The sequence below is a fragment of the Burkholderia sp. AU31624 genome (genome assembly GCF_020420065.1).
Taxonomy (GTDB): Bacteria; Pseudomonadota; Gammaproteobacteria; order Burkholderiales; family Burkholderiaceae; genus Burkholderia.
This window is the reverse complement of sequence record NZ_JAIZRT010000010.1, coordinates 1-19464: the sequence shown is the minus strand read 5'-3', so window position 1 is coordinate 19464 and position 19464 is coordinate 1. Positions and strand designations below refer to the sequence as shown.

The 19464-nt window shown below is 67.7% G+C and carries 18 protein-coding genes; 10 read left to right on the top strand and 8 right to left on the bottom strand.

What is annotated here, in order from left to right; genetic code table 11:
• Positions 1 to 194 precede the first annotated feature (194 nt).
• A complete protein-coding gene (locus tag LGM89_RS30600; RefSeq protein ID WP_089494174.1) occupies positions 195 to 986 on the top strand; it encodes an IclR family transcriptional regulator in 792 nt (263 codons plus the stop codon).
• A 132-nt stretch (positions 987 to 1118) separates the two neighbouring features.
• Positions 1119 to 1529: a GFA family protein gene (locus LGM89_RS30595; protein WP_226274913.1), complete on the top strand. Its 411-nt coding sequence runs from the start codon at positions 1119 to 1121 to the stop codon at positions 1527 to 1529.
• 205 nt (positions 1530 to 1734) lie between these two features.
• Here LGM89_RS30595 and LGM89_RS30590 read toward each other — a convergent pair whose 3' ends face one another.
• Entirely contained in the window at positions 1735 to 2538 is an 804-nt protein-coding gene (locus tag LGM89_RS30590; RefSeq protein ID WP_226274912.1) for an EAL domain-containing protein, read from the bottom strand.
• A gap of 364 nt (positions 2539 to 2902) precedes the next feature.
• Between LGM89_RS30590 and LGM89_RS30585 the strand changes: the two genes are divergently transcribed.
• Genes LGM89_RS30585 through fahA form a run of 5 tightly spaced genes read left to right on the top strand, consistent with a single transcriptional unit; the run spans position 2903 to position 8832 of the window.
• Positions 2903 to 4564: an FAD-dependent oxidoreductase gene (locus LGM89_RS30585; protein ID WP_226274911.1), complete on the top strand. Its 1662-nt coding sequence runs from the start codon at positions 2903 to 2905 to the stop codon at positions 4562 to 4564.
• Positions 4565 to 4592: 28 nt separating this feature from the next.
• Positions 4593 to 4823, top strand: coding sequence for a DUF2783 domain-containing protein (locus tag LGM89_RS30580; protein WP_069247256.1), 231 nt, complete (start codon positions 4593 to 4595; stop codon positions 4821 to 4823).
• Positions 4820 to 6181: an MFS transporter gene (locus LGM89_RS30575; RefSeq protein WP_089494177.1), complete on the top strand. Its 1362-nt coding sequence runs from the start codon at positions 4820 to 4822 to the stop codon at positions 6179 to 6181. The genes LGM89_RS30580 and LGM89_RS30575 overlap by 4 nt, the downstream gene beginning before the upstream one ends.
• A 15-nt stretch (positions 6182 to 6196) precedes the next feature.
• The gene (gene hmgA / locus LGM89_RS30570; RefSeq protein ID WP_226274910.1) at positions 6197 to 7531 is read left to right on the top strand and encodes a homogentisate 1,2-dioxygenase; all 1335 of its coding nucleotides are present in this window, start codon (positions 6197 to 6199) and stop codon (positions 7529 to 7531) included.
• Positions 7528 to 8832 (top strand): fumarylacetoacetase, encoded by a 1305-nt coding sequence (gene fahA / locus LGM89_RS30565; RefSeq protein ID WP_226274909.1) that lies wholly within the window; start codon positions 7528 to 7530, stop codon positions 8830 to 8832. The genes hmgA and fahA overlap by 4 nt, the downstream gene beginning before the upstream one ends.
• Before the next feature lie 231 nt (positions 8833 to 9063).
• On the opposite strand, the gene LGM89_RS30560 is transcribed toward fahA, so the two are convergent.
• From LGM89_RS30560 to LGM89_RS30535, 6 genes are all read right to left on the bottom strand, one after another.
• The gene (locus LGM89_RS30560; RefSeq protein WP_226274908.1) at positions 9064 to 10224 is read right to left on the bottom strand and encodes an MFS transporter; all 1161 of its coding nucleotides are present in this window, start codon (positions 10222 to 10224) and stop codon (positions 9064 to 9066) included.
• A gap of 93 nt (positions 10225 to 10317) precedes the next feature.
• The gene (locus LGM89_RS30555; protein ID WP_226204454.1) at positions 10318 to 11487 is read right to left on the bottom strand and encodes an MFS transporter; all 1170 of its coding nucleotides are present in this window, start codon (positions 11485 to 11487) and stop codon (positions 10318 to 10320) included.
• Between the two features lie 234 nt (positions 11488 to 11721).
• A complete protein-coding gene (gene bluB, locus LGM89_RS30550; RefSeq protein WP_226204456.1) occupies positions 11722 to 12486 on the bottom strand; it encodes a 5,6-dimethylbenzimidazole synthase in 765 nt (254 codons plus the stop codon).
• Between the two features lie 180 nt (positions 12487 to 12666).
• Positions 12667 to 13665, bottom strand: a complete 999-nt coding sequence (locus LGM89_RS30545; RefSeq protein ID WP_089430677.1) for a 2-hydroxyacid dehydrogenase — start codon at positions 13663 to 13665, stop codon at positions 12667 to 12669.
• A gap of 30 nt (positions 13666 to 13695) precedes the next feature.
• On the bottom strand, positions 13696 to 14679 hold the full coding sequence (locus LGM89_RS30540; protein WP_226274907.1) for a LysR family transcriptional regulator: 984 nt from the start codon (positions 14677 to 14679) through the stop codon (positions 13696 to 13698).
• Positions 14680 to 15006: 327 nt separating this feature from the next.
• Positions 15007 to 15225, bottom strand: coding sequence for a hypothetical protein (locus LGM89_RS30535; RefSeq protein ID WP_144023036.1), 219 nt, complete (start codon positions 15223 to 15225; stop codon positions 15007 to 15009).
• Positions 15226 to 15432: 207 nt separating this feature from the next.
• Between LGM89_RS30535 and LGM89_RS30530 the strand changes: the two genes are divergently transcribed.
• The gene (locus tag LGM89_RS30530) at positions 15433 to 16644 is read left to right on the top strand and encodes a pyridoxal-phosphate-dependent aminotransferase family protein (protein WP_089494184.1); all 1212 of its coding nucleotides are present in this window, start codon (positions 15433 to 15435) and stop codon (positions 16642 to 16644) included.
• Positions 16645 to 16672: 28 nt separating this feature from the next.
• Here LGM89_RS30530 and LGM89_RS30525 read toward each other — a convergent pair whose 3' ends face one another.
• Positions 16673 to 17608 (bottom strand): helix-turn-helix domain-containing protein, encoded by a 936-nt coding sequence (locus LGM89_RS30525; RefSeq protein WP_226274906.1) that lies wholly within the window; start codon positions 17606 to 17608, stop codon positions 16673 to 16675.
• Positions 17609 to 17743: 135 nt separating this feature from the next.
• On the opposite strand from LGM89_RS30525, the gene LGM89_RS30520 reads away from it, so the two are divergent.
• Both LGM89_RS30520 and LGM89_RS30515 read left to right on the top strand, forming a co-directional pair.
• The gene (locus LGM89_RS30520; protein WP_226274905.1) at positions 17744 to 18634 is read left to right on the top strand and encodes a DMT family transporter; all 891 of its coding nucleotides are present in this window, start codon (positions 17744 to 17746) and stop codon (positions 18632 to 18634) included.
• Between the two features lie 368 nt (positions 18635 to 19002).
• The coding region (locus LGM89_RS30515) for a PAAR domain-containing protein (RefSeq protein ID WP_226274904.1) at positions 19003 to 19464 on the top strand (462 nt) is incomplete at its 3' end.

Genomic DNA, 19464 nt, shown 5'->3' with positions numbered 1-19464 from the left:
CCGAGTTAGCGCTTCAGCGCTTACTCGGGTCCCATGCTTTGCGGTCGACCCAGGTTGGCACTTCAGCGCTTCCCCGGGTCCCACGCTTTACGGTCGGTCCCTGATTCAGCCGGGTTTGTTGCCTGAGAGTTTGCTTGACGGAAGTTCCGCTGTGCGGAACAATGTTTTGCAAATCGAACCCAGTGTAGCACCAGATGACACTTTCAACCATCGACGAAACCACGATCGACGAACGCAAGTTCGTCGTCGCGCTCGCGCGCGGGCTCGACCTGCTGCGCGCATTCCGGCCCGGGGAGACGATGCTCGGCAACCGCGACTTCGCGGAGCGCACGGGGCTGCCGAAGGCGACGGTGAACCGGCTCGCTTACACGCTGACCGTGCTCGGCTACCTGCGTTACGACGAGACGCTCGGAAAGTATGCGCTCGACGCCGGCGTGCTGTCGCTCGGCTACGCGCTGCTGTCGGGCTCGGGCACGATCGACCTCGCGCGGCCGCACATGCAGGCGCTCGCGCGCGACATCGGCGCGGCCGTGTCGCTCGGCTGCCGCGACGGGCTCGACATGATCTACCTGGAGACGATCCGCAGCGAGACCGCGCTGACGCTCGGGCTCGCGCCCGGTTCGCGGCTGTCGATGCTGACGAGCTCGATGGGGCGCGCGTACCTGGCCGTGCAGCCGGAAGACGTGCGCCGCGCGCTTTATGCGGAGCTGCATCGTGCGGCCGGCGGCGGGGCCGACGCCGATGCGCTCGTCGCCGCCGCGCAGCAGGCGGTGGCCGAGTTCTCGGCGGGGGGCTGCTGCTATTCGTTCCGGGCGTGGCACATGGACGTCAACGCGGCGGCCGTCCCGTTTCGCGAACCGCGCGAGGGGCGCTGGCTGATCCTGAGCTGCAGCGGCCCTGCATCGTCGATGGACGAGGACGTGTTCCGTACGCAGGTCGGGCCGAAGCTGAAGGCGCTCGCGCAGCGGCTCGGGCAGACGGCCTGAGCGACGGGCGCGCGCGGTGGGGTGCCGTCGCCGGTACGGTCGGCAGCGCCCGGGCGTGACACCGCCGCCGGTTGTGCCACGAACGAACCGCGCGCATGATCGTTCGCCAGCTCACCGACGAAGAGGTTTGCCATGTCTCACGCAGAATCGATGGAAGGCGGATGCGCATGTGGGGCGATCCGGTACCGGATCACCCGTGTTCCGGCCGACGCCGGTTTTTGCCACTGCCGGCTCTGTCAGCGCACGACCGGCGCGGCGGTGGTCGCGTCGGCATCGGTGCCGATCGACGCGTTCGAATACCTGCAAGGCGAGCCGACCGTATATGCGTCGAGCGCGTGGGGCGAGCGGCGCTTTTGCGGCCGTTGCGGCGCGCAGCTCGACTACCGGCTCAGTGATGCACCCAGGGCGGTCGAGATCAATTACGCGACGCTCGACGAGCCGTCGCGGCTACGTCCGGCCTGGCATGTCTGGTATGGGGATCGCTTCCCGGGCATCGAGATCGACGACGATCTGCCCAAGTACGATGACGGTGGAAGGGCGTAAGCGGTAGGTCACCGCCGACATCGACCGTGCCGGCAACGAGGCGCGCGCGTTCCCGCTAAGCCGGTCTTTCCACGAGGCCGGCAACCACCGGCCGGACCTCGGACGACGGGGCGAGCCAGGCGGCCCGATCCCCACGTTACATCACCTGCATTCCACTGTCGGCACGCGACGCCCCGCGTGTGCGAACCCCCTCATCCACCGAGGCTCAGGCCGTCACGACCTTCGCAAACACGGGCCCCTGCATGAACCGGACGTCGTACTGGCGCAGCAGCTCGCACTGCGTTTCGTCGACGACACCGTCGAAGATCAGCGGAATCCGCACGCGCTGCGCATACGCGACGAGCGCCTTGACCATCCCGTCGCGCAACGCGATGCCCGCATCCATCTTGATGTAGTCCGGGCGCGCCATCTCCGATTCGACCGCGAGGATGCGGCCCGGGTCCGGCAGCTTGTCGGCGACCTTGAAGCCGTGATGCTGATAGCTGCGCGTCAGGTAGCCGAGGAAGGTCTTGTGCGCGACCGCGACCGCCGGCAGCTCGATCACGATCCGCTCGGCCGGCAGCCCGAAGCGCTGCAGCACCGATGAGAAATGCTTGCCGTGGTCGTACTTCACGCTCTTCAGCAGCCGTTCGTGCACGCGCAGGAACAGCAGCCCATGGCGCTGCGCGCCAAAGAAATTGATGGCATGCAGCGCGCGCGACAGGCGGTCGATCGCGACGAGCGTCTGGTCGTCGACGGCCGAGTCGACCGGATCGTGCGGCGCGCCCGTGACGACCGTCACGGCCTGGAAGCCGAGTTCGTCGCCGTAGCGCTCGATCGCGTCGGCGAACGACGTCGATTGCGGTGCGCCCGGCATCGTCACGTCGTAGATCGGTTCGTAGGCGCTGCCGAGCGTGCGCTCGGGCAGGTTCGCGCTTGCGGTGCCGCCATCGGCGAGCGTGAGGTGATCCCGCAGATACGGCAGTTGCCCGGCACGGGCGACCAGCTCGGGAATGGTGGGCGGAATCATCGGCGTAAGAAGGAAAAACGGCGGCCGAACGGGCCGCCTCGTAGCTTGATATTAGCAGCGCCGGCCAAGCTCGGCTCGGCGTTTCGTTCATATGGTTATCCCGTCGTCGACGCTTCGGCTAGGGTTTACGTTGATTTCACTATTCGTAATTGGTTTTACTATTCGTAAATCCAGGATTTGTCGCCGATCAAGAAATGCGGCATGCGGGCGCCGCGAAACGGCGCCGTTCACGAATCAACAGGAAGCAAGGAGCGAGACGTGGCGGTTGACAGGAATGGCACGCGGGAGAGCGGCGCGGCGCGCCGGCAGGCGACGGGCGGGATGACGGGCGTGCCGGCTTGCGCCTGGCAGGGTTGAGGAGCGGATGGCGACCATGAGCATCGATTACCAGACGCTGAAGTTCGAATACCGCCCGCGTGCGCAGGACACGACCGTTCACCCGGTGATCGTCGTCGGCGCGGGCCCGGTGGGCCTCGCGGCCGCGATCGACCTCGCGCAGCAGGGCGTGAGCGTCGTGCTGCTCGACGACGACGACACGCTGTCGACCGGCTCGCGCGCGATCTGCTTCGCGAAGCGCACGCTCGAGATCTTCGACCGGCTCGGCTGCGGCGAGCGCTTCGTCGACAAGGGCGTGAGCTGGCACGTCGGCAAGGTGTTCCTGCAGGACGAGCAGCTGTACGCGTTCGACCTGCTGCCCGAGGAAGGGCATGCGCGCCCCGCGTTCATCAACCTGCAGCAGTACTACGTCGAAGGCTACCTGGCCGACCGCGCGTTCGCGCTGCCGAACATCGACATCCGCTGGAAGCACAAGGTCACGGGCATCGACCAGTCGGCCGAACACGCGGTGCTGACGATCGAAACGCCGGAGGGCGTCACGACGCTGCGCGCGCAGTACGTGATCGCGGCCGACGGCTCGCGCAGCCCGATCCGCACGATGATGGGCCTCGAAAGCCACGGCCGCACGTTCAAGGACCGTTTCCTGATCGCCGACGTGAAGATGAAGGCGGAGTTTCCGACCGAGCGCTGGTTCTGGTTCGACCCGCCGTTTCACCCGAATCAGTCGGTGCTGCTGCATCGCCAGCCCGACAACGTATGGCGCATCGACTTCCAGCTGGGCTGGGATGCCGACCCCGTCGCCGAGAAGCAGCCGGAGCGCGTGATTCCGCGCGTGCGTGCACTGCTCGGGCCGGACGTCGAGTTCGAGCTCGAATGGGTGAGCGTCTATACGTTCCGCTGCCAACGGATGGACGCGTTCCGGCACGGCCGTGTGCTGTTCGCGGGCGATTCCGCGCACGGCGTGTCGCCGTTCGGCGCGCGCGGCGCGAACAGCGGCGTGCAGGATGCCGACAACCTCGCGTGGAAACTGAAGCTCGTGCTCGACGGCCGGTCGGCCGACAGCCTGCTCGACACGTATGCGAGCGAGCGTGAATTCGCAGCCGACGAGAACATCCGCAACTCGACGCGCTCGACCGACTTCATCACGCCGAAGAGCCCGGTGTCGCGCGTGTTCCGCGACGCGACGCTGAAGCTTGCACGCGACTGCGAATTCGCGCGCAAGCTCGTGAACAGCGGCCGCCTGTCGGTGCCGGCGGTGCTCGCCGATTCGCCGCTGAACACGCCGGACCGCAACGGCGACGCCTTCGCGGGCGCGATGCGCCCGGGCGCGGCGGCGGCCGATGCGCCGGTGCGTACGCAAGGCGCGTCGGGCTGGCTGCTGCAGCAACTGGGCAGCGGCTTCACCGGCATGCTGTTCGGGTTGCCGGGCGATGCGGCCGCGCTTGCGCAGGCGCTCGACGGCCTCGCGCTGCCGGTGCGGCCCGTGCTCGTCGTGCCGGCCGGGCACGCACAAGCGGTCGCGGGTGTCGTCGTCGTGGAGGACGTCGACGGCTTCGCCGCGCAACGCTACGACGCGAAGCCCGGCACGTTCTACCTGCTGCGTCCCGACCAGCACGTGTGCGCGCGCACGCGCACGCTCGACCGTCAGGCGCTGGCCGACGCACTGGCGCGCGCGACCTGCGCACGCTGAAAACGATAAAGACACCGGAGACTCCGTCATGCCCCCACTCGACACCCGCCCGCGCCTGGCTGATCCGGACGCGTTCTACGAAGCGCTGATCGACATGCATCGCGACCTGTCCGACGCCGACAGCCAGCTCGTCAACGCGAAGCTGATCCTGCTGCTCGCGAACCAGATCGGCGACGCCGACGTGCTGCGCGAAGCGATGGCGCTCGCGCGCCAGGGCGTGACGCCGCCCGTGCATCCGGCCGCCGAGGTGACGCAATGAGCGCGGCGCCGGCCGACGCGCGCGTGCTCGAAGTCGAGCGCGTGATCGACGAGACCCATCGCCCGGGTTTCCACTGGATGCTGCTCGTGTTGTGCGGGCTGTGCCTCGTGATCGACGGGTTCGATGCGCAGGCGATGGGCTACGTCGCACCGAGCGTGATCGCCGAATGGGGCGTGCCGAAGCAGGCGCTGGGGCCGGTGTTCAGCGCGAGCCTGTTCGGGATGCTGCTCGGCGCGCTCGGGCTGTCGGTGCTGGCCGACCGGATCGGGCGGCGCCCGGTGCTGATCGGCTCGACGCTGTTCTTCGCGGTGACGATGCTCGCGACGCCGTTCGCAGGTTCGATCCCGGTGCTGATGGCGCTGCGCTTCGTCACGGGCCTCGGCCTCGGCTGCATCATGCCGAACGCGATGGCGCTGGTCGGCGAGTTCAGCCCGGCCGCGCATCGCGTGAAGCGGATGATGATCGTGTCGTGCGGCTTCACGCTCGGCGCGGCGATCGGCGGCTTCATCAGCGCCGCGCTGATTCCGGCGCTCGGCTGGCGGTCGGTGTTCTTCGTCGGCGGCGCGGTGCCGCTCGTGCTGACGATCGCGATGGTCGCGCGGCTGCCGGAGTCGCTGCAGTTCCTGGTGCTGAAAGGGCGCGTCGCGCAGGCACGCGCGTGGCTCGCGCATTTCGCGCCGCAGGCCGGCATCGATGCGAACACGCGGCTCGTCGTGCGCGAGCGCGCCGCGACCGGCGCGCCGGTCGCCGAGCTGTTCAGCCACGGCCGCCTGCCGGTCACGCTGCTGCTGTGGGCGATCAGCTTCATGAACCTGATCGATCTGTACTTCCTGTCGAACTGGCTGCCGACCGTGATGCGCGACGCGGGCTATTCGCCGGGCACGGCCGTGATCGTCGGCACGGTGCTGCAGACGGGCGGCGTGATCGGCACGCTGTCGCTCGGCTGGTTCATCGAACGCTACGGCTTCGTGCGCGTGCTGTTCGCCTGCTTCGCGTGCGCGGCCGTGTCGGTGGGACTGATCGGCTCGGTCGCGCATGCGCTGCCGTGGCTGCTGGTGGTGGTGTTCGCGGGCGGGTTCTGCGTGGTCGGCGGGCAGCCGGCCGTGAACGCGCTCGCGGGCCAGTATTACCCGACGTCGCTGCGCTCGACGGGCATCGGTTGGAGCCTCGGCATCGGCCGGATCGGCTCGGTGCTCGGGCCGCTCGTCGGCGGACAACTGATTGCGCTCAACTGGTCGAACGGTGCGCTGTTCCATGCGGCCGCGGTGCCGGTGCTGTGCTCGGCGCTGTTCGTCCTGGGGCTTGCCGGTGTGACGCGGCGAAGCGGTGCGCAGGCGCCGAACGCCGCGATGAATTGAGGGAGAAAGGAAACGATGACGCTTGACCTGTCGAAACCGGCAACCGCCGGCTACCAGAGCGGTTTCGCGAACGAATTCGCGACCGAGGCATTGCCCGGCGCGCTGCCGCATGGCCGCAACTCGCCGCAGCGCGCGCCGTACGGGCTGTATGCGGAGCAGCTGTCGGGCACGGCGTTCACCGCGCCGCGCGGCCACAACCGCCGCTCGTGGCTGTACCGCATCCGCCCGGCGGCCGTGCACCGGCCGTTCGAGCCGTATGCGGGGCCGCAGCGGCTCGTGTCGGAATTCGGCGATTCGGCCGACGTGCCGCCGACACCGCCGAACCAGCTGCGCTGGGATCCGCTGCCGATGCCGGTCGAGCCGACCGATTTCGTCGACGGGCTCGTGACGATGGCCGGCAACGGTTCGGCCGCCGCGATGAACGGCTGCGCGATCCACCTGTACGCGACGAACCGCTCGATGCAGGACCGCTTCTTCTACAGCGCGGACGGCGAACTGCTGATCGTGCCGCAGCAGGGGCGGCTGTTCATCGCGACCGAATTCGGCCGGGTCGACGTCGAGCCGTTCGAGATCGCGGTGATCCCGCGCGGCGTGCGTTTTGCCGTCACGCTGCCGGACGGCGATGCGCGCGGCTATATCTGCGAGAACTTCGGCGCCCAGCTGCGCCTGCCGGATCTCGGCCCGATCGGTTCGAACGGTCTCGCGAACCCGCGCGACTTCCTGACGCCGCACGCCGCTTACGAAGACCGCGAAGGCGCGTTCGAGCTGATCGCGAAGCTGAACGGCCGGCTGTGGCGCGCGGACATCGGCCATTCGCCGCTCGACGTCGTCGCGTGGCACGGCAACTACGCGCCCTACAAGTACGACCTGCGCCTGTTCAACACGATCGGCTCGATCAGCTACGACCATCCCGATCCGTCGATCTTCCTGGTGCTGCAGTCGCAGAGCGACACGCCGGGCGTCGACACGATCGACTTCGTGATCTTCCCGCCGCGCTGGCTCGCGGCCGAGGATACGTTCCGCCCGCCCTGGTTCCACCGCAACGTCGCGAGCGAGTTCATGGGGCTCGTGCACGGCGCTTATGACGCGAAGGCCGAAGGTTTCGTGCCGGGCGGCGCGAGCCTGCACAACTGCATGTCGGGCCACGGGCCCGACGCGGATACGTTCGAGAAGGCGTCCGCGAGCGACACGACGAAGCCGCACAAGGTCGACGCGACGATGGCGTTCATGTTCGAAACCCGCACGCTGATCCGGCCGACGCGCTACGCGCTCGACACCGCGCAGCTGCAGGCCGACTACTTCGAATGCTGGCAAGGCATCAAGAAACATTTCAATCCGGAGCAAAAATGAGCGATACCCAAGACTGGCGCGCGACGCTCGACCCGGCCCGCAAGAGCTGGGTCGAGACGGCGAACGATCCCGCCTGCGATTTCCCGATCCAGAACCTGCCGTTCGGGATCTTCAGCGATGCGAAGCAAGCGTCGCGCCGTGCGGGTGTGGCGCTCGGCGATCAGATCGTCGATCTCGCTGCGCTCGCGCGTGCGGGCCTCGTGACGCTGCCGGCCGGCGCCGACGTGTTCGCCGCGCCGGCGCTGAATGCATTCATCGCGCTCGGCCGTGACGCATGGCGTAGCGTGCGCGTGCAGCTGTCCGACCTGTTTTCGCGCGACAACGCGCGGTTGCGCGACGATACGGCGCTGCGCGCACAGGTGCTCGTCGCGCAGCGCGACGCGACGCTGCATCTGCCGGTCGACATTCCCGGCTATACCGATTTCTATTCGTCGAAGGAGCATGCGACCAACGTCGGCTCGATGTTCCGTGATCCGAAGAATGCGCTGCTGCCGAACTGGTCGGAGATGCCGATCGGCTACAACGGCCGCGCGTCGTCGGTGGTCGTGAGCGGCACGCCGGTGCGGCGCCCGAACGGGCAACTGAAGTTGCCCGACCAGGATCGCCCGGTGTTCGGTGCGTGCCGCAAGCTCGACATCGAGCTGGAGACGGGTTTCATCGTCGGGAAGGGCAACGCGCTCGGCGAGCCGATCGCGTGCGAGGACGCGCAAGCGCATATCTTCGGGATGGTGCTGCTGAACGACTGGAGCGCGCGCGACATCCAGCAGTGGGAATACGTGCCGCTCGGGCCGTTCAATTCGAAGGGCTTCGCGACGACGATCTCGCCGTGGATCGTCACGCTCGACGCGCTCGAACCGTTCCGCGTCGCGCAGCCGGAGCAGTCGCCGCAGCCGCTCGCGTATCTGCAGCACGCGGGCAAGCATGGGTTCGACATCGCGCTGGAAGTGACGCTGCGCGCGGAAGGGGCGGCCGAAGCCACGTCGATCAGCCGCACGAACTTCAAGCACATGTACTGGACGATGGCGCAGCAGCTCGCGCATCACACGGTTGCCGGCTGCAACACGCGCGTGGGTGACCTGATGGGTTCGGGCACGATCAGCGGGCCGACGAAGGATTCGTTCGGCAGCCTGCTCGAACTGACGTGGAACGGCAAGGAGCCGGTCGCGCTGAACGGTGGCGGCAGCCGCACGTTCATCGAGGACGGCGACGAGCTGACGCTCGCCGGGTGGTGCCAGGGCGACGGTTATCGGGTCGGCTTCGGCACGTGTGCGGGGAAGATTTTGCCGGCGCATAGCGCGTGACGGATCGCAGCGCGAAACGTTACGCGTAGGTCACGTGTCGATCGCGCGTAGTCCGGAAGGACAGGATGGCCCGCGTTGCGCGGGCCGTTTTCGTTTACCGCGGGAGGGACGCGAGCGGGCTGACGCGGATCGGGGCATGATGCTGCGCGCCAACGCCAACGCCAACGCCAACGCCAACGCCAACGCCAACGCCAACGCCAACGCCAACGCCAACGCCAACGCCAATCTGCATCAAACCGCGCGCTGCAGCGCGGCGCGGCGCTCCCACAGCGCGGCCGCAACGAACGCCGCGACACAGACGACCAGCACGCCAACCAGCGCGTGGCTGCCCAGTTGTTCCATCAACGCGCCGGCGACCAGCGGGCCGCCGAAGCTCGCGGCGCTCCACGACGCCGACACGAGCGAGCTCGCGGTGACGAGCGCCGCACCGCGGAAGCGTTCGCCGCACGCGACGAGCGACAGCGTGTAGATGCTGCCGGCTGCCGCGCCGAGCACGAAGAGCAACGGCCAGCACAGCCACGGATTGGCGATCACGAACGGCAGCAGCGGCAGGCCGGCGAGCACGATCCAGCCTGCGCCGAGGTGCACGCGTTCGCGGCCGAGCTTGTCCGCGAGCCAGCCGATCGGGAACTGCATCGCGGTATCGCCGAACAGCATGATCGACGCGAGCAGCACGGCGGTGGCGCTCGCGACGCCGTGATCCATCGCATAGAGCGGCAGCAGCGACAGCGCGAGCGTATCGAACAGCGCGAAGAAGCCGGTGCCGATGATCAGCGCGGGCATGCGCGGCAGGATGTCGAGCCAGCGGCCGTGCGCTTCGTGATGCGCGTCGTCGCCGGCGAGCGGCGCGCGCCGGATCGTCGCAAGCGTCGGCAGCGCGAGCAGGAACAGCGCGCCGCACAGCGCGAAGCGGATGCTCGTCGCGCCCGCGATCTGGCTCACGAGCACGGGGCCCGCCATCTGGAACAGCGTGAAATTGGTCGCGTAGATCGCGACGACGCGGCCGCGCGTCGAATCGTCGGCGAGCTGGTTGACCCACGCCTCGCCGATCGTGAACAGCAGCATCAGCGCGGCGCCGCACAGCACGCGCAGCGCGCCCCATAGGATCAGGTTCGACGTGAACTGCATCAGCGCGGTGGCCGCCGCGAGCAGCACGACCGACACGACGATCGCGCGGCGCGAGCCGATATGCCGCGCGAGCGCTGTGACGAACGGGACGATCGCGAGGCCGCCGAGGGCCTGCGCGGCCGTCAGCATGCCGACGACGTTGGTGCCGTGCCCGGCTTCGGTCAATGCGAGTGCGGTGAGCGGCAGCGTGGCGCCGGTGCCGAGACCGACGACCGCGACGCTCAGGATGAGTGCGAGGAAATCGCGATTAAGAATGGCTTTCATCGGCGGGGATGCTACACCGCGGACCTTGAAAGGTCCATGAAGGCCATCAGCTTTGAGTGGAGTTGTGCTCGCAACGATTTCAGCAGGGTTGCGTCATACATACTCGGTCGGTACGGCCACCGGTCGACGTTCGAGCGACGCCGACCATAGCGTGAGCGCGAGCGCCGCGACGGCCATCGCGACGCCGACCCACGGCAGGTTCACGAGCGACACGCCGGAGCCGATCGCCATCCCGCCGAGCCATGCGCCGGTCGCGTTGCCGAGGTTGAACGCGCCCTGGTTCAGCGTCGACGCGAGGTTCGGCGCGTCGCTGGCGCGGTCGACGATCAGGATCTGCAGCGGCGGCACGATCGCGAACGCGAGGATGCCCCACACGAAGATCGTCGCGAGTGCGGCGAACGGCAGGTGCATCGTGCCCGCGAACAGCGCGAGGACCACGCCGATCAGCGCGAGCGTCGCGATCAGCGACGGCATCCGGCGCCAGTCGGCGAGCTTGCCGCCGAGTGTGCCGCCCACCGTCAGCCCGAGGCCGAACAGCAGCAGCACGTAAGTGACCTGGCGCGGCGAGAAGCCCGTCACGTCCTCGAGGATCGGCGTGATGTACGTGAACACGCTGAACAGGCTGGCCGAAGCGAGCACGCTGATGCCGAGCACCATCAGCACCTGTGGATGCTTCAGCACGCTGAATTCGCGCGTGATGCTGGTGTCGGGCATCGCGAGATGCTTCGGCAGGCAGACGGCAAGCGCGGCGGCCGCGGCAATGCCGATGCCGGTGACGGCCCAGAACGTCGCGCGCCAGCCGTATGCCTGGCCGAGCGCGGTGCCGAGCGGCACACCGAGCACGTTCGCGAGCGTGAGGCCGGTGAACATCAGCGCGATCGCCTGCGCGCGACGGTTCGGCGCGACGAGGTTGCTCGCGACCACCGAGCCGATCCCGAAGAACGCGCCGTGGCAGAACGCGGTGACGACGCGCGCGGCCATCAGCACCGCATAGCCCGGGGCGGTCGCGCAGAACAGGTTGCCCGCGATGAACAGCCCGATCAGGCCCATCAGCGCACGCTTGCGCGGCATCTTCGCGGTGACGATCGCGAGGATCGGCGCACCGATCGTCACGCCGAGCGCATAGCCCGACACGAGCATGCCGGCGGCCGGGATCGACACGCCGAGATCGCGCGCGACATTGGGCAGCAGCCCCATGATCACGAACTCGGTGGTACCGATTCCAAATGCGGCGACGGCGAGGGCGAAAAGAGGTAAGGGCATCGCGGTGGGCTCGGGAAAAGCCGCCGCTCGGGCTGGCGCAGGATGCGCGGGACGGGCGGGCGGTAAGGCGAACGACAGCCGCGATTCTACTTCAGTGAAAACCCCTATGCTTGGGGCCAAAACGGTTGTTGCCGGCGAGCGACGGGATTGCCCGCGTCGCGCTCACAGTGTGGGATTCGGCGGGCTTTGCGGCGGGGGAATGGCGGGGGCGGAACGATGACGGCGGGAGGCTCGTCAGGCGATGCGTTCGCGGGAGCCGTCGACGCTTTCGGTCGATGCGCTTGCCAGGTCGGTGCCCGTTTCCGTTGCCGCATCCGCCCTGTCCGCAGGTGACGAAGGCGACCTTGCGGCATCGATCGCGGCCGGATCGTCCCAGCCGTTTTCGAACAGGCACGCCTCGATCGGCATCCGCGCGGCCCAACGCTCCTGCTCGAGCATCGGCTTCGCATAGAACGCGTCGACGTGTCCGACGCACAGCACCGCGATCGGCTTGGCGCCGTCGGGCATCCGCAGCAGCGTGCGCAGCGCATCGACGTCGAACAGCGAAACCCAGCCCATCCCGAGCCCTTCGGCGCGGGCCGCGAGCCACATGTTCTGAATCGCGCAAGCCGCGGACGCGAGATCCATCTCCGGCAGCGTGCGACGGCCGAACACGTGGCGCTCGCGGCCGTCGGCGAGCGCGACGACCAGCAGCTCGCCGCATTCGCGCACGCCTTCGACCTTCAGCCGCATGAATTCGTCCTGGCGCTCGCCGAGCGCGTCGGCGGTCGCACGGCGCTCGGCCTCGACCAGCGCATGGATCGCGGTGCGCAGCGCCGGATCGGTGATGCGGATGAAGCGCCACGGCTGCATGAAGCCGACGCTCGGTGCGTGATGCGCCGCGCGCAGCAGGCGCGCGAGCACGGCGGGATCGACGGGTGCCGGCGTGAAGTGGCGCATGTCGCGCCGTTCGAAAATGGCGCGGTAGACGGCGGCGATGTCGGAATCGTCGAAACGCATGGACGGGAGGAGGCGGGATAACGTCGGCGCAACGATAGCAGACGGCGCACGCACCGCGTTACATCATTTGAAACAAAGCGCGAAATTGTTGATGCAAAAGGTCGTGTTTTCAGCGGCGATCAAAAGCAAACGATTGCGATATCGCTTGCAGCCATGAAACGAGCCGGTTTCGTCGATTTCTCAGCGATTCGCGGTCACGACGTTCTGCGGCGTGCCGGCATGCCACGCCTCGATGTTCAACAGTGTGGTGTGCGCGATCTCGGCGAGCGCCTCGCGCGTGAAGAATGCCTGGTGCGACGTGACGATCACGTTCGGGAACGTCAGCAGCCGCGCGAGCACGTCGTCCTGCAGCGGCAGGTCGGAGTGATCCTCGAAGAAGAGCCCGCTTTCCTCTTCGTACACGTCGAGCCCGAGATGGCCGAGCTGGCCGCTCTTGAGCGCGTCGACCAGCGCCTGCGCATCGACGAGGCCGCCGCGCCCGGTGTTGATCAGCATCGCGCCGTGCTTCATCCGCGCGAGCGTCCGCTCGTTGATCAGATGGTGCGTCGACGGCAGCAGCGGGCAGTGCAGGCTGACGATGTCGGCGTGGTGCAGCAATTCGTCGAGCGCGACATAGCGCGCGCCGAACGCGATCAGCTCGTCGTTGTACGGCGGTACCGAGTGCGCGAGCACATGCATCCCGAAGCCCATCATGATCTTCGCGAACACGCTGCCGATGATGCCGGTGCCGATCACGCCGACGGTCTTGCCGTGCAGGTCGAAGCCGAGCAGGCCGTTCAGCGAGAAGTCGCCTTCGCGGGTGCGCGCGACGGCGCGCGGCAGGCGGCGGTTGAGGGCGAGGATCAGCGCGACCGCGTGCTCGGCAACCGCGTGCGGTGAATAGGCGGGCACGCGCACGACCGTGATGCCGAGCCGCTCGGCGGCGGCCAGGTCGACGTGGTTGAAGCCCGCCGAGCGCAGCGCGATCAGGCGCGTGCCGCCGTCCGCCAGCCGTTCGAGGACGGCCGCGTCGACGGTGTCGTTGACGAACGGGCAGACGACGTCATAGCCATGCGCGAGGATCGCGGTTTCCGCGTCGAGGTGCGACGGCTGGAAGTGCAGCCGATAGCCGAACCGCCGGTTGGCGGCAGCAAACGAATCGTCGTCGTACTGCCGGCTGCTGAACAGGATCACGCGCACGCTGCACCTCCGAAGGCTGACGCGCGCAGTTTACTGCAGCCCCGTGACGATGTCGGAGCGGTCGGGCCCGCGCGACGGCCGCAGGAAGCCGTAATCGGTGCGTTCGCGGGCGGGCTGCGCGCTGAAGTGATCGAGCGCGTGCTCGACGAAGCTGCGCGTGCGGGCCGGCACGTACTGGCGGTTCGGATAGACGAGCGACAACTGCGTGTCGGGATCGTCGATCCGGTAGCCGGCCATCAGCCGCACGAGCGCGCCGCTGGCGAGCGCGCTGGCGACACACGGCTCGGGCAGCACGGCGATGCCCGCCCCGGCCACGGCGGCCGCGTGGACGAGCGCGAGCTGGTTGACCGTGCAGGCCGGGCGCACCGTGACGGAATGCGCGACGCCGTCGTGGCCGACCAGTTGCCACGCGGGCGCATGCTGGTGCGGCGCGAGCGTGACCCAGTCGTGGCCCGGCAGGTCGTCGGGCAGGCGCGGCTCGCCGCGTCGCTCGAGATAGGCCGGCGCCGCGACCGCAACGAACGGGTTGGGCGAAAGGGCGTGGCCGATCAGCGTCGGGTTGCCGTCGAGCCGGTTGCCCGTGACGATGCCGACGTCGTACCCGGAATCGAGCACGTCGAGCGGCCCCTCGGCGACGGTCAGCTGCACGCGCAACTCGGGGTAGCGGCGCCGGAAGCTGCTGACGAGCGGCGTCAGCGCAAGCGGCGACAGCAGGCCCGACGCGACGACGCGCAGCGTGCCGGCCGGTTCGCGCACGGCATGCGCGACGGACGATTCGAGGTGATCGAATTCCTCGAGCAGCGCCCGGCACCCGTCGAGGTAGCGCACGCCGGCCTCGGTGAGCGACAGGTTCCGCGTGGTGCGGTGGATCAGCCGGGTGTTCAGGTGGCCCTCGAGCATCGCGATCGAACGCGTGACGAGTGCATTGGACACGCCGAGATGGTGCGCCGCGCGCCGGAAGCTCTGTTGCTCGGCGACGCAGACGAATACACGCATGGTCTGAATCTGGTTCATGGCTTGCGTATTTCTGGCCCGGTTGATTGATTATGGTTGTGGCTTTACGCCGCGCGACATCGAAAGCGCATCGCGCGGCCCTCAGTTTTCCGTCGTATCGAAAAATCGTTTTCTTCGATTCCGCAGATGATTGTTCAATACAGCGCGATATCCGTCAACCTGAGAAAAGCGGCGGGTTGCGGAAAATCGAAATCGGGAGTAACGCGTTAAACGTAGTGCTGTCTGGCATGCCTGCCGTTCAAAGGTGGCACGATATTCGGCAAGCATGTTGGATGCAAATATTGTCTATTTCATTCAACGAGTTGTGAGCTATTTGTGTGAGTTTCTTCAGGTATTGGAAGGAAGCGCGCCCCAATTCATGCCGCAATAATGGATGTTTTGGATTGTGCGAGGGTTTTGCGTATCGGATTCCGCGTGATGATTTTCATCACGGATCTGGTCTATTTCAATCGATACGGAAGTCGCGCTGAAGCGGCGACGTTGACGGAGTGCGGTGTTATTGGCGGAGAAAATCGTGCGCTTGGCGCTCGAGTGGAACCGTTTCACACCCTGGCCGGCAATCCGTTTTCAATCCGGATGACCGGTGTGCGACCCGCGCACGGCCGGCTGGCCCGGTTCGGCGACCGGGCCACCATCGCGCTGTCCGGCCGCGCGTGCCTCTTGCGCGAGGCGGCGGAACGCGGAATGATCGATCAGTTCGCCATGCAGCGCGGCGGGCGTCCGTGCCCTTCCTTTCCTCACCTTTTACCAGCCATGTCCATCGATTACTCGCCGATTCCCTGTCCCGTCGTCGTGCCGCTCGACGCGATCCTGCCCGAAGAACCGCTGCTGATGATGGGGGCCGGCCCGGTCCCGATCCCGGCCGCCGTCGCGAAGGCGAACACGGTCGTGATCAACCACCTCGGCGCGACGATGGCGAAGATCATCGAGCAGGTGAAGGAGATGGCGCGCTACGTGTTCCAGACCCGCACGAAGTGGGTGCTCGGCGTCGCGGGCCCCGGTTCGGCCGCGATGGAGATGGCGATCTCGAACCTCGCGTGGCGCGGCACGCGCGTGCTGTCGATCCGCAACGGCTTCTTCAGCGCGCGGATGGCCGAGATGGCCACGCGCGTCGGCGCCGACGTCGCGACGCTCGAAGTGGCCGACCGCGCGGTCGCCGGCCTCGACGAGATCGCGGACGCGATCGCGCGCGAGCGGCCCGAAATCGTCACGATCGTGCAGGGCGAGACGTCGAACACCGTGTGGAATCGCGACCTGCGCGACATCGCGGCGCTCGCGAAGGCGGCCGGCGCGCTGGTCGTGGTCGACGCGGTGTGCACGCTGTCGACGATGCCGCTCGAGATGGACGCGTGGGGCATCGACGCGGTGATCACCGGCGGCCAGAAGGGGCTGTCGTCGATCCCGGGCGTGTCGCTGATCGCGTTCTCCGACGCCGCATGGGAGCGCATGAAGCATCGCCCCGAACCGAACGCGCACTGGTGCCTCGACATGGCGCTCGCGGAGAACTTCTGGCACAACGCCGGCTATCACTACACGGCGCCCGTGTCCGGCGTGCTCGCGCTGCACGAAGCGCTGCGGCTCGTCTGCGCGGAGACGCTCGAAAGCCGCTTCGCGCGCCACCTGCGCTGCTCGCTCGCGCTGCAGGCGGGCGTCGAGTCAATGGGGCTCAAGCTCTATGCGCCGAAGGACTGCCGGCTCAATTCAGTGGTCGGGATCGAGACGCCGGAAGGGCTTACGCCGGGAATGGTCTGCGGCCATATCTCGAAGCAGTACCAGGTCGAGATTTCGGGCTCGTTCGGCTTGCCGATCGTACGGATCGGGCAGATGGGCGAGCAGTGCCGCGAACACAACCTGTTCCGCACGCTGCATGCGTTCGGCCGCACGATGGTCGACCTGAAGGTACCGGTCGACCTGCCGGCCGGCGTCGCGGCGCTCGAACAGGAACTGTCGCGGCGCGGCGCGTAAGCGGGGAAACGGGAAAAAGGGGCCGCGCTCAGCGGCCCTGCATCGCGCGCCGGTACGTATTCGGCGTCGTGCCATGTGCGTCGCGAAAGCGATGGCTGAAGTGGCCGGCGTTCGCATAGCCGCAGTCGGCCGCGATCTGCGCGAGCGGCAGCGCCGTCGTGCGCAGCAGCTCGCGGGCCCGCGCGAGGCGCTGCTCGGCCACCCACGCGTGCGGTGCGCGGCCGAACGACAGCCGGAACATCCGCGAGAAGTGGTACTCGGACAGCGCGGCGACGTCGGCGAGTTCGCCGAGCGTCAGCGGTTGCGTCAGGTACGTGTCGATGTAGTCGCGCACGCGGCGGCGCACGGCCGGTGCGAGTCCGCCGCGGAACGACATGTCGGTGCGGGTCGTGCTCTGCCCGCGCAGCAGCAGGCTCAGCACCTCGTGCGCGGTCTCGTTCACGCGCAGCCGTTCGTCGGCATCGTCCCAGCCGTCCAGCGCGAGCGAGCGCAGCAGCGCGGCGACGCGCGCATCCTCGAAGTAAGTGCGGTCGGCGAGCTTCAGCTCGCGCGGCTCGCGGTCGAGTTCGCGGATCGCGCGCTGCGTGAAGTGTTCGGGCAGGAAATACAGGTGGATGAAGTGCATCTCGCCGCGCACCCACCAGCGCGATTCGTGGTCGCCCGGCAGCGCGCACAGCAGGCTCGGCGCGCCGTAGCGCGGCACGCGCTGGCGTTCCGTCCGGTAACCGCCGTCGAGGTAGCACGACAGCGTGTGGTGGCCCGGCTGCTCGTAGACCGTCTCGCTTTCGTCGGTGATCCGCGTCCATTCGGCGATCGCCAGATGGTCGCCGAGCCACGCGAAGCGCTCGAGCGTCGCGTTCGCGTCCGCGAGCGTGCGGCAGACCGACTGCAGGCCGAACGGCAGATCGCCGCCAGCCAGGGCGGTAGGGTGGTCGACGGGGGGCGCGGAAAGGGAGAGGCTCATGATGGGCCGAGTATAAGCGGGCGCGCGGCGCCGCGTGCGGCGGCCCGAAAAAGACCGCAATTCCGGACAATCGGCGCGCGCCGGGCGGCGGCATAGTCGGGATCCGTTTCACCTGCCTTTTGGATCGTTGCCGCCATGAACCTGTCGCTTTATTTCGTCACCGTGCTGATCTGGGGCACCACCTGGATCGCGATCAAATGGCAGCTCGGCGCCGTGCCGCCGCCCGTGTCGATCGCCTGGCGCTTCTGGCTCGCGGCCGCCGTGCTGTTCGCGCTGCTGCGCATGATGCGCCGGCCGGTGCGCCCGCCGCGCGAAGCGTGGCGTTTTCTCCTCGCGCAGGGCTTCGCGCTGTTCTGCCTGAACTTCCTGTGCTTCTACTATGCGGAGCAGGTCGTGCCGAGCGGCCTCGTCGCGGTGATCTTCTCGACCGCGCCGCTGCTGAACTCGATCAACGGACGGCTGTTCATGGGCCGTCCGCTGCGGCCGTCGGCGATTGCCGGTGCGCTGCTCGGGCTGGCCGGCATCGCGTGCCTGTTCTGGCAGCAGATGGCCGGCCATCTCGACGACCACGCGACGTGGACGGGGCTCGCGATCGCGTTCGCGGGCACGATGTGCTTCTCGATCGGCAACCTGCTGTCGAGCCGGATGCAGTCGATGGGGCTGCACCCGCTCGCGACCAACGGCTGGGCGATGCTGATCGGCGCGGCAATCCTGACCGTCGGCAGCGTGGTGGCCGGGATGCCGTTCACGCTCGACACGAGCCCGCGTTATCTCGGCGCGCTCGTGTATCTCGCCGTGCCCGGCTCGGTGATCGGCTTTACCGCGTATCTGACCCTCGTCGGCCGGATCGGGCCGGAGCGCGCCGCGTACTGCACGGTGCTGTTCCCGATCGTCGCGCTGGCCGTGTCGACGGTGTTCGAGGGCTACCAGTGGTCGCCGCTCGCGGTGGTCGGGTTGCTGCTGGTGGTGGCCGGCAACCTGGTCGCGTTCGACCTGACGCGGCGGTTGTTTCTGCGGGCGGCGTGATCGGCGTGCCGGGTACCGCGACGCGCAAGAGCGCGGTTATCCGACGTTCTATCCGGAGGACGACCCTCCGATGGGGAAGGTGTTCCCTCACGTGTGAATGATTGGTTTTCGACTTGAGACCGAATCACCGGCAAGCGCACCCGGCCGGGATGAGCAAGTTGGCTGCCGGATGGAAAGCAACCCCGAAGAAATCAAGCTATCGCACCGATCCCCCCGGCGTATTCCCGCGCTAGGTCGATTCAAACGGTAAAACAGAACAATTCACATCTGTTATGGGTGCCGAATCATATTCGTCCGATTGATCGACGTTTCTGATCTGGAATAGCGTCTCTAGGCAGCCATTCCATTTACTGAGACAGGGAAGCCGGATGAAAATCGAACTCAAAGCACCGACCCATCTTTTCGCCACCGTTGGCGCGCTCACGGAACGCGGTGGACGTGTCACCACCGCAACCAGCGGCCTGACATTGGCCGGATTGGAAGTCGCCTGCGTCGGCGATGTAGTGACCTACGACGACGGTAGCGAGGCCGCGATTATCGACGGCGCGGGAGACAACCATAGCGGAGGCAAGCCATTCGCGTTAGTGGGCAGCCGGTTGAGCAACGGCGACCGCATTACCGAAACGCTGCGCACTTCGTGGGGCATTCACGTGCGGGAGGGGCAAAGCGTTGCGGGCCTGTTCGATCCCACCTATGTGCCGCCACCCGCACCGCCTGCCTATAGATTGGCGGTACGTGGCGCGACAACAGCGCGCGGCGGTGCATTACGCGAGCCGTCCGGCACATGGGAAGTAGCGCCACACTTGGGCAAAGCTGCCACGATGGGCGAC

Excerpts from the sequence above, each read along its gene's own strand:
- LGM89_RS30585 (WP_226274911.1), top strand. The coding sequence starts at position 2,903 with ATGGCGACCATGAGCATCGATTACCAGACGCTGAAGTTCGAATACCGC.
- LGM89_RS30590 (WP_226274912.1), bottom strand. The coding sequence starts at position 2,538 with ATGATTCCGCCCACCATTCCCGAGCTGGTCGCCCGTGCCGGGCAACTG.
- LGM89_RS30555 (WP_226204454.1), bottom strand. The coding sequence starts at position 11,487 with ATGCCCTTACCTCTTTTCGCCCTCGCCGTCGCCGCATTTGGAATCGGT.
- LGM89_RS30600 (WP_089494174.1), top strand. The coding sequence starts at position 195 with ATGACACTTTCAACCATCGACGAAACCACGATCGACGAACGCAAGTTC.
- LGM89_RS30595 (WP_226274913.1), top strand. The coding sequence starts at position 1,119 with ATGTCTCACGCAGAATCGATGGAAGGCGGATGCGCATGTGGGGCGATC.
- LGM89_RS30525 (WP_226274906.1), bottom strand. The coding sequence starts at position 17,608 with ATGAGCCTCTCCCTTTCCGCGCCCCCCGTCGACCACCCTACCGCCCTG.
- hmgA (WP_226274910.1), top strand. The coding sequence starts at position 6,197 with ATGACGCTTGACCTGTCGAAACCGGCAACCGCCGGCTACCAGAGCGGT.
- LGM89_RS30580 (WP_069247256.1), top strand. The coding sequence starts at position 4,593 with ATGCCCCCACTCGACACCCGCCCGCGCCTGGCTGATCCGGACGCGTTC.
- fahA (WP_226274909.1), top strand. The coding sequence starts at position 7,528 with ATGAGCGATACCCAAGACTGGCGCGCGACGCTCGACCCGGCCCGCAAG.
- LGM89_RS30530 (WP_089494184.1), top strand. The coding sequence starts at position 15,433 with ATGTCCATCGATTACTCGCCGATTCCCTGTCCCGTCGTCGTGCCGCTC.
- LGM89_RS30540 (WP_226274907.1), bottom strand. The coding sequence starts at position 14,679 with ATGAACCAGATTCAGACCATGCGTGTATTCGTCTGCGTCGCCGAGCAA.
- LGM89_RS30560 (WP_226274908.1), bottom strand. The coding sequence starts at position 10,224 with ATGAAAGCCATTCTTAATCGCGATTTCCTCGCACTCATCCTGAGCGTC.
- LGM89_RS30575 (WP_089494177.1), top strand. The coding sequence starts at position 4,820 with ATGAGCGCGGCGCCGGCCGACGCGCGCGTGCTCGAAGTCGAGCGCGTG.
- bluB (WP_226204456.1), bottom strand. The coding sequence starts at position 12,486 with ATGCGTTTCGACGATTCCGACATCGCCGCCGTCTACCGCGCCATTTTC.
- LGM89_RS30520 (WP_226274905.1), top strand. The coding sequence starts at position 17,744 with ATGAACCTGTCGCTTTATTTCGTCACCGTGCTGATCTGGGGCACCACC.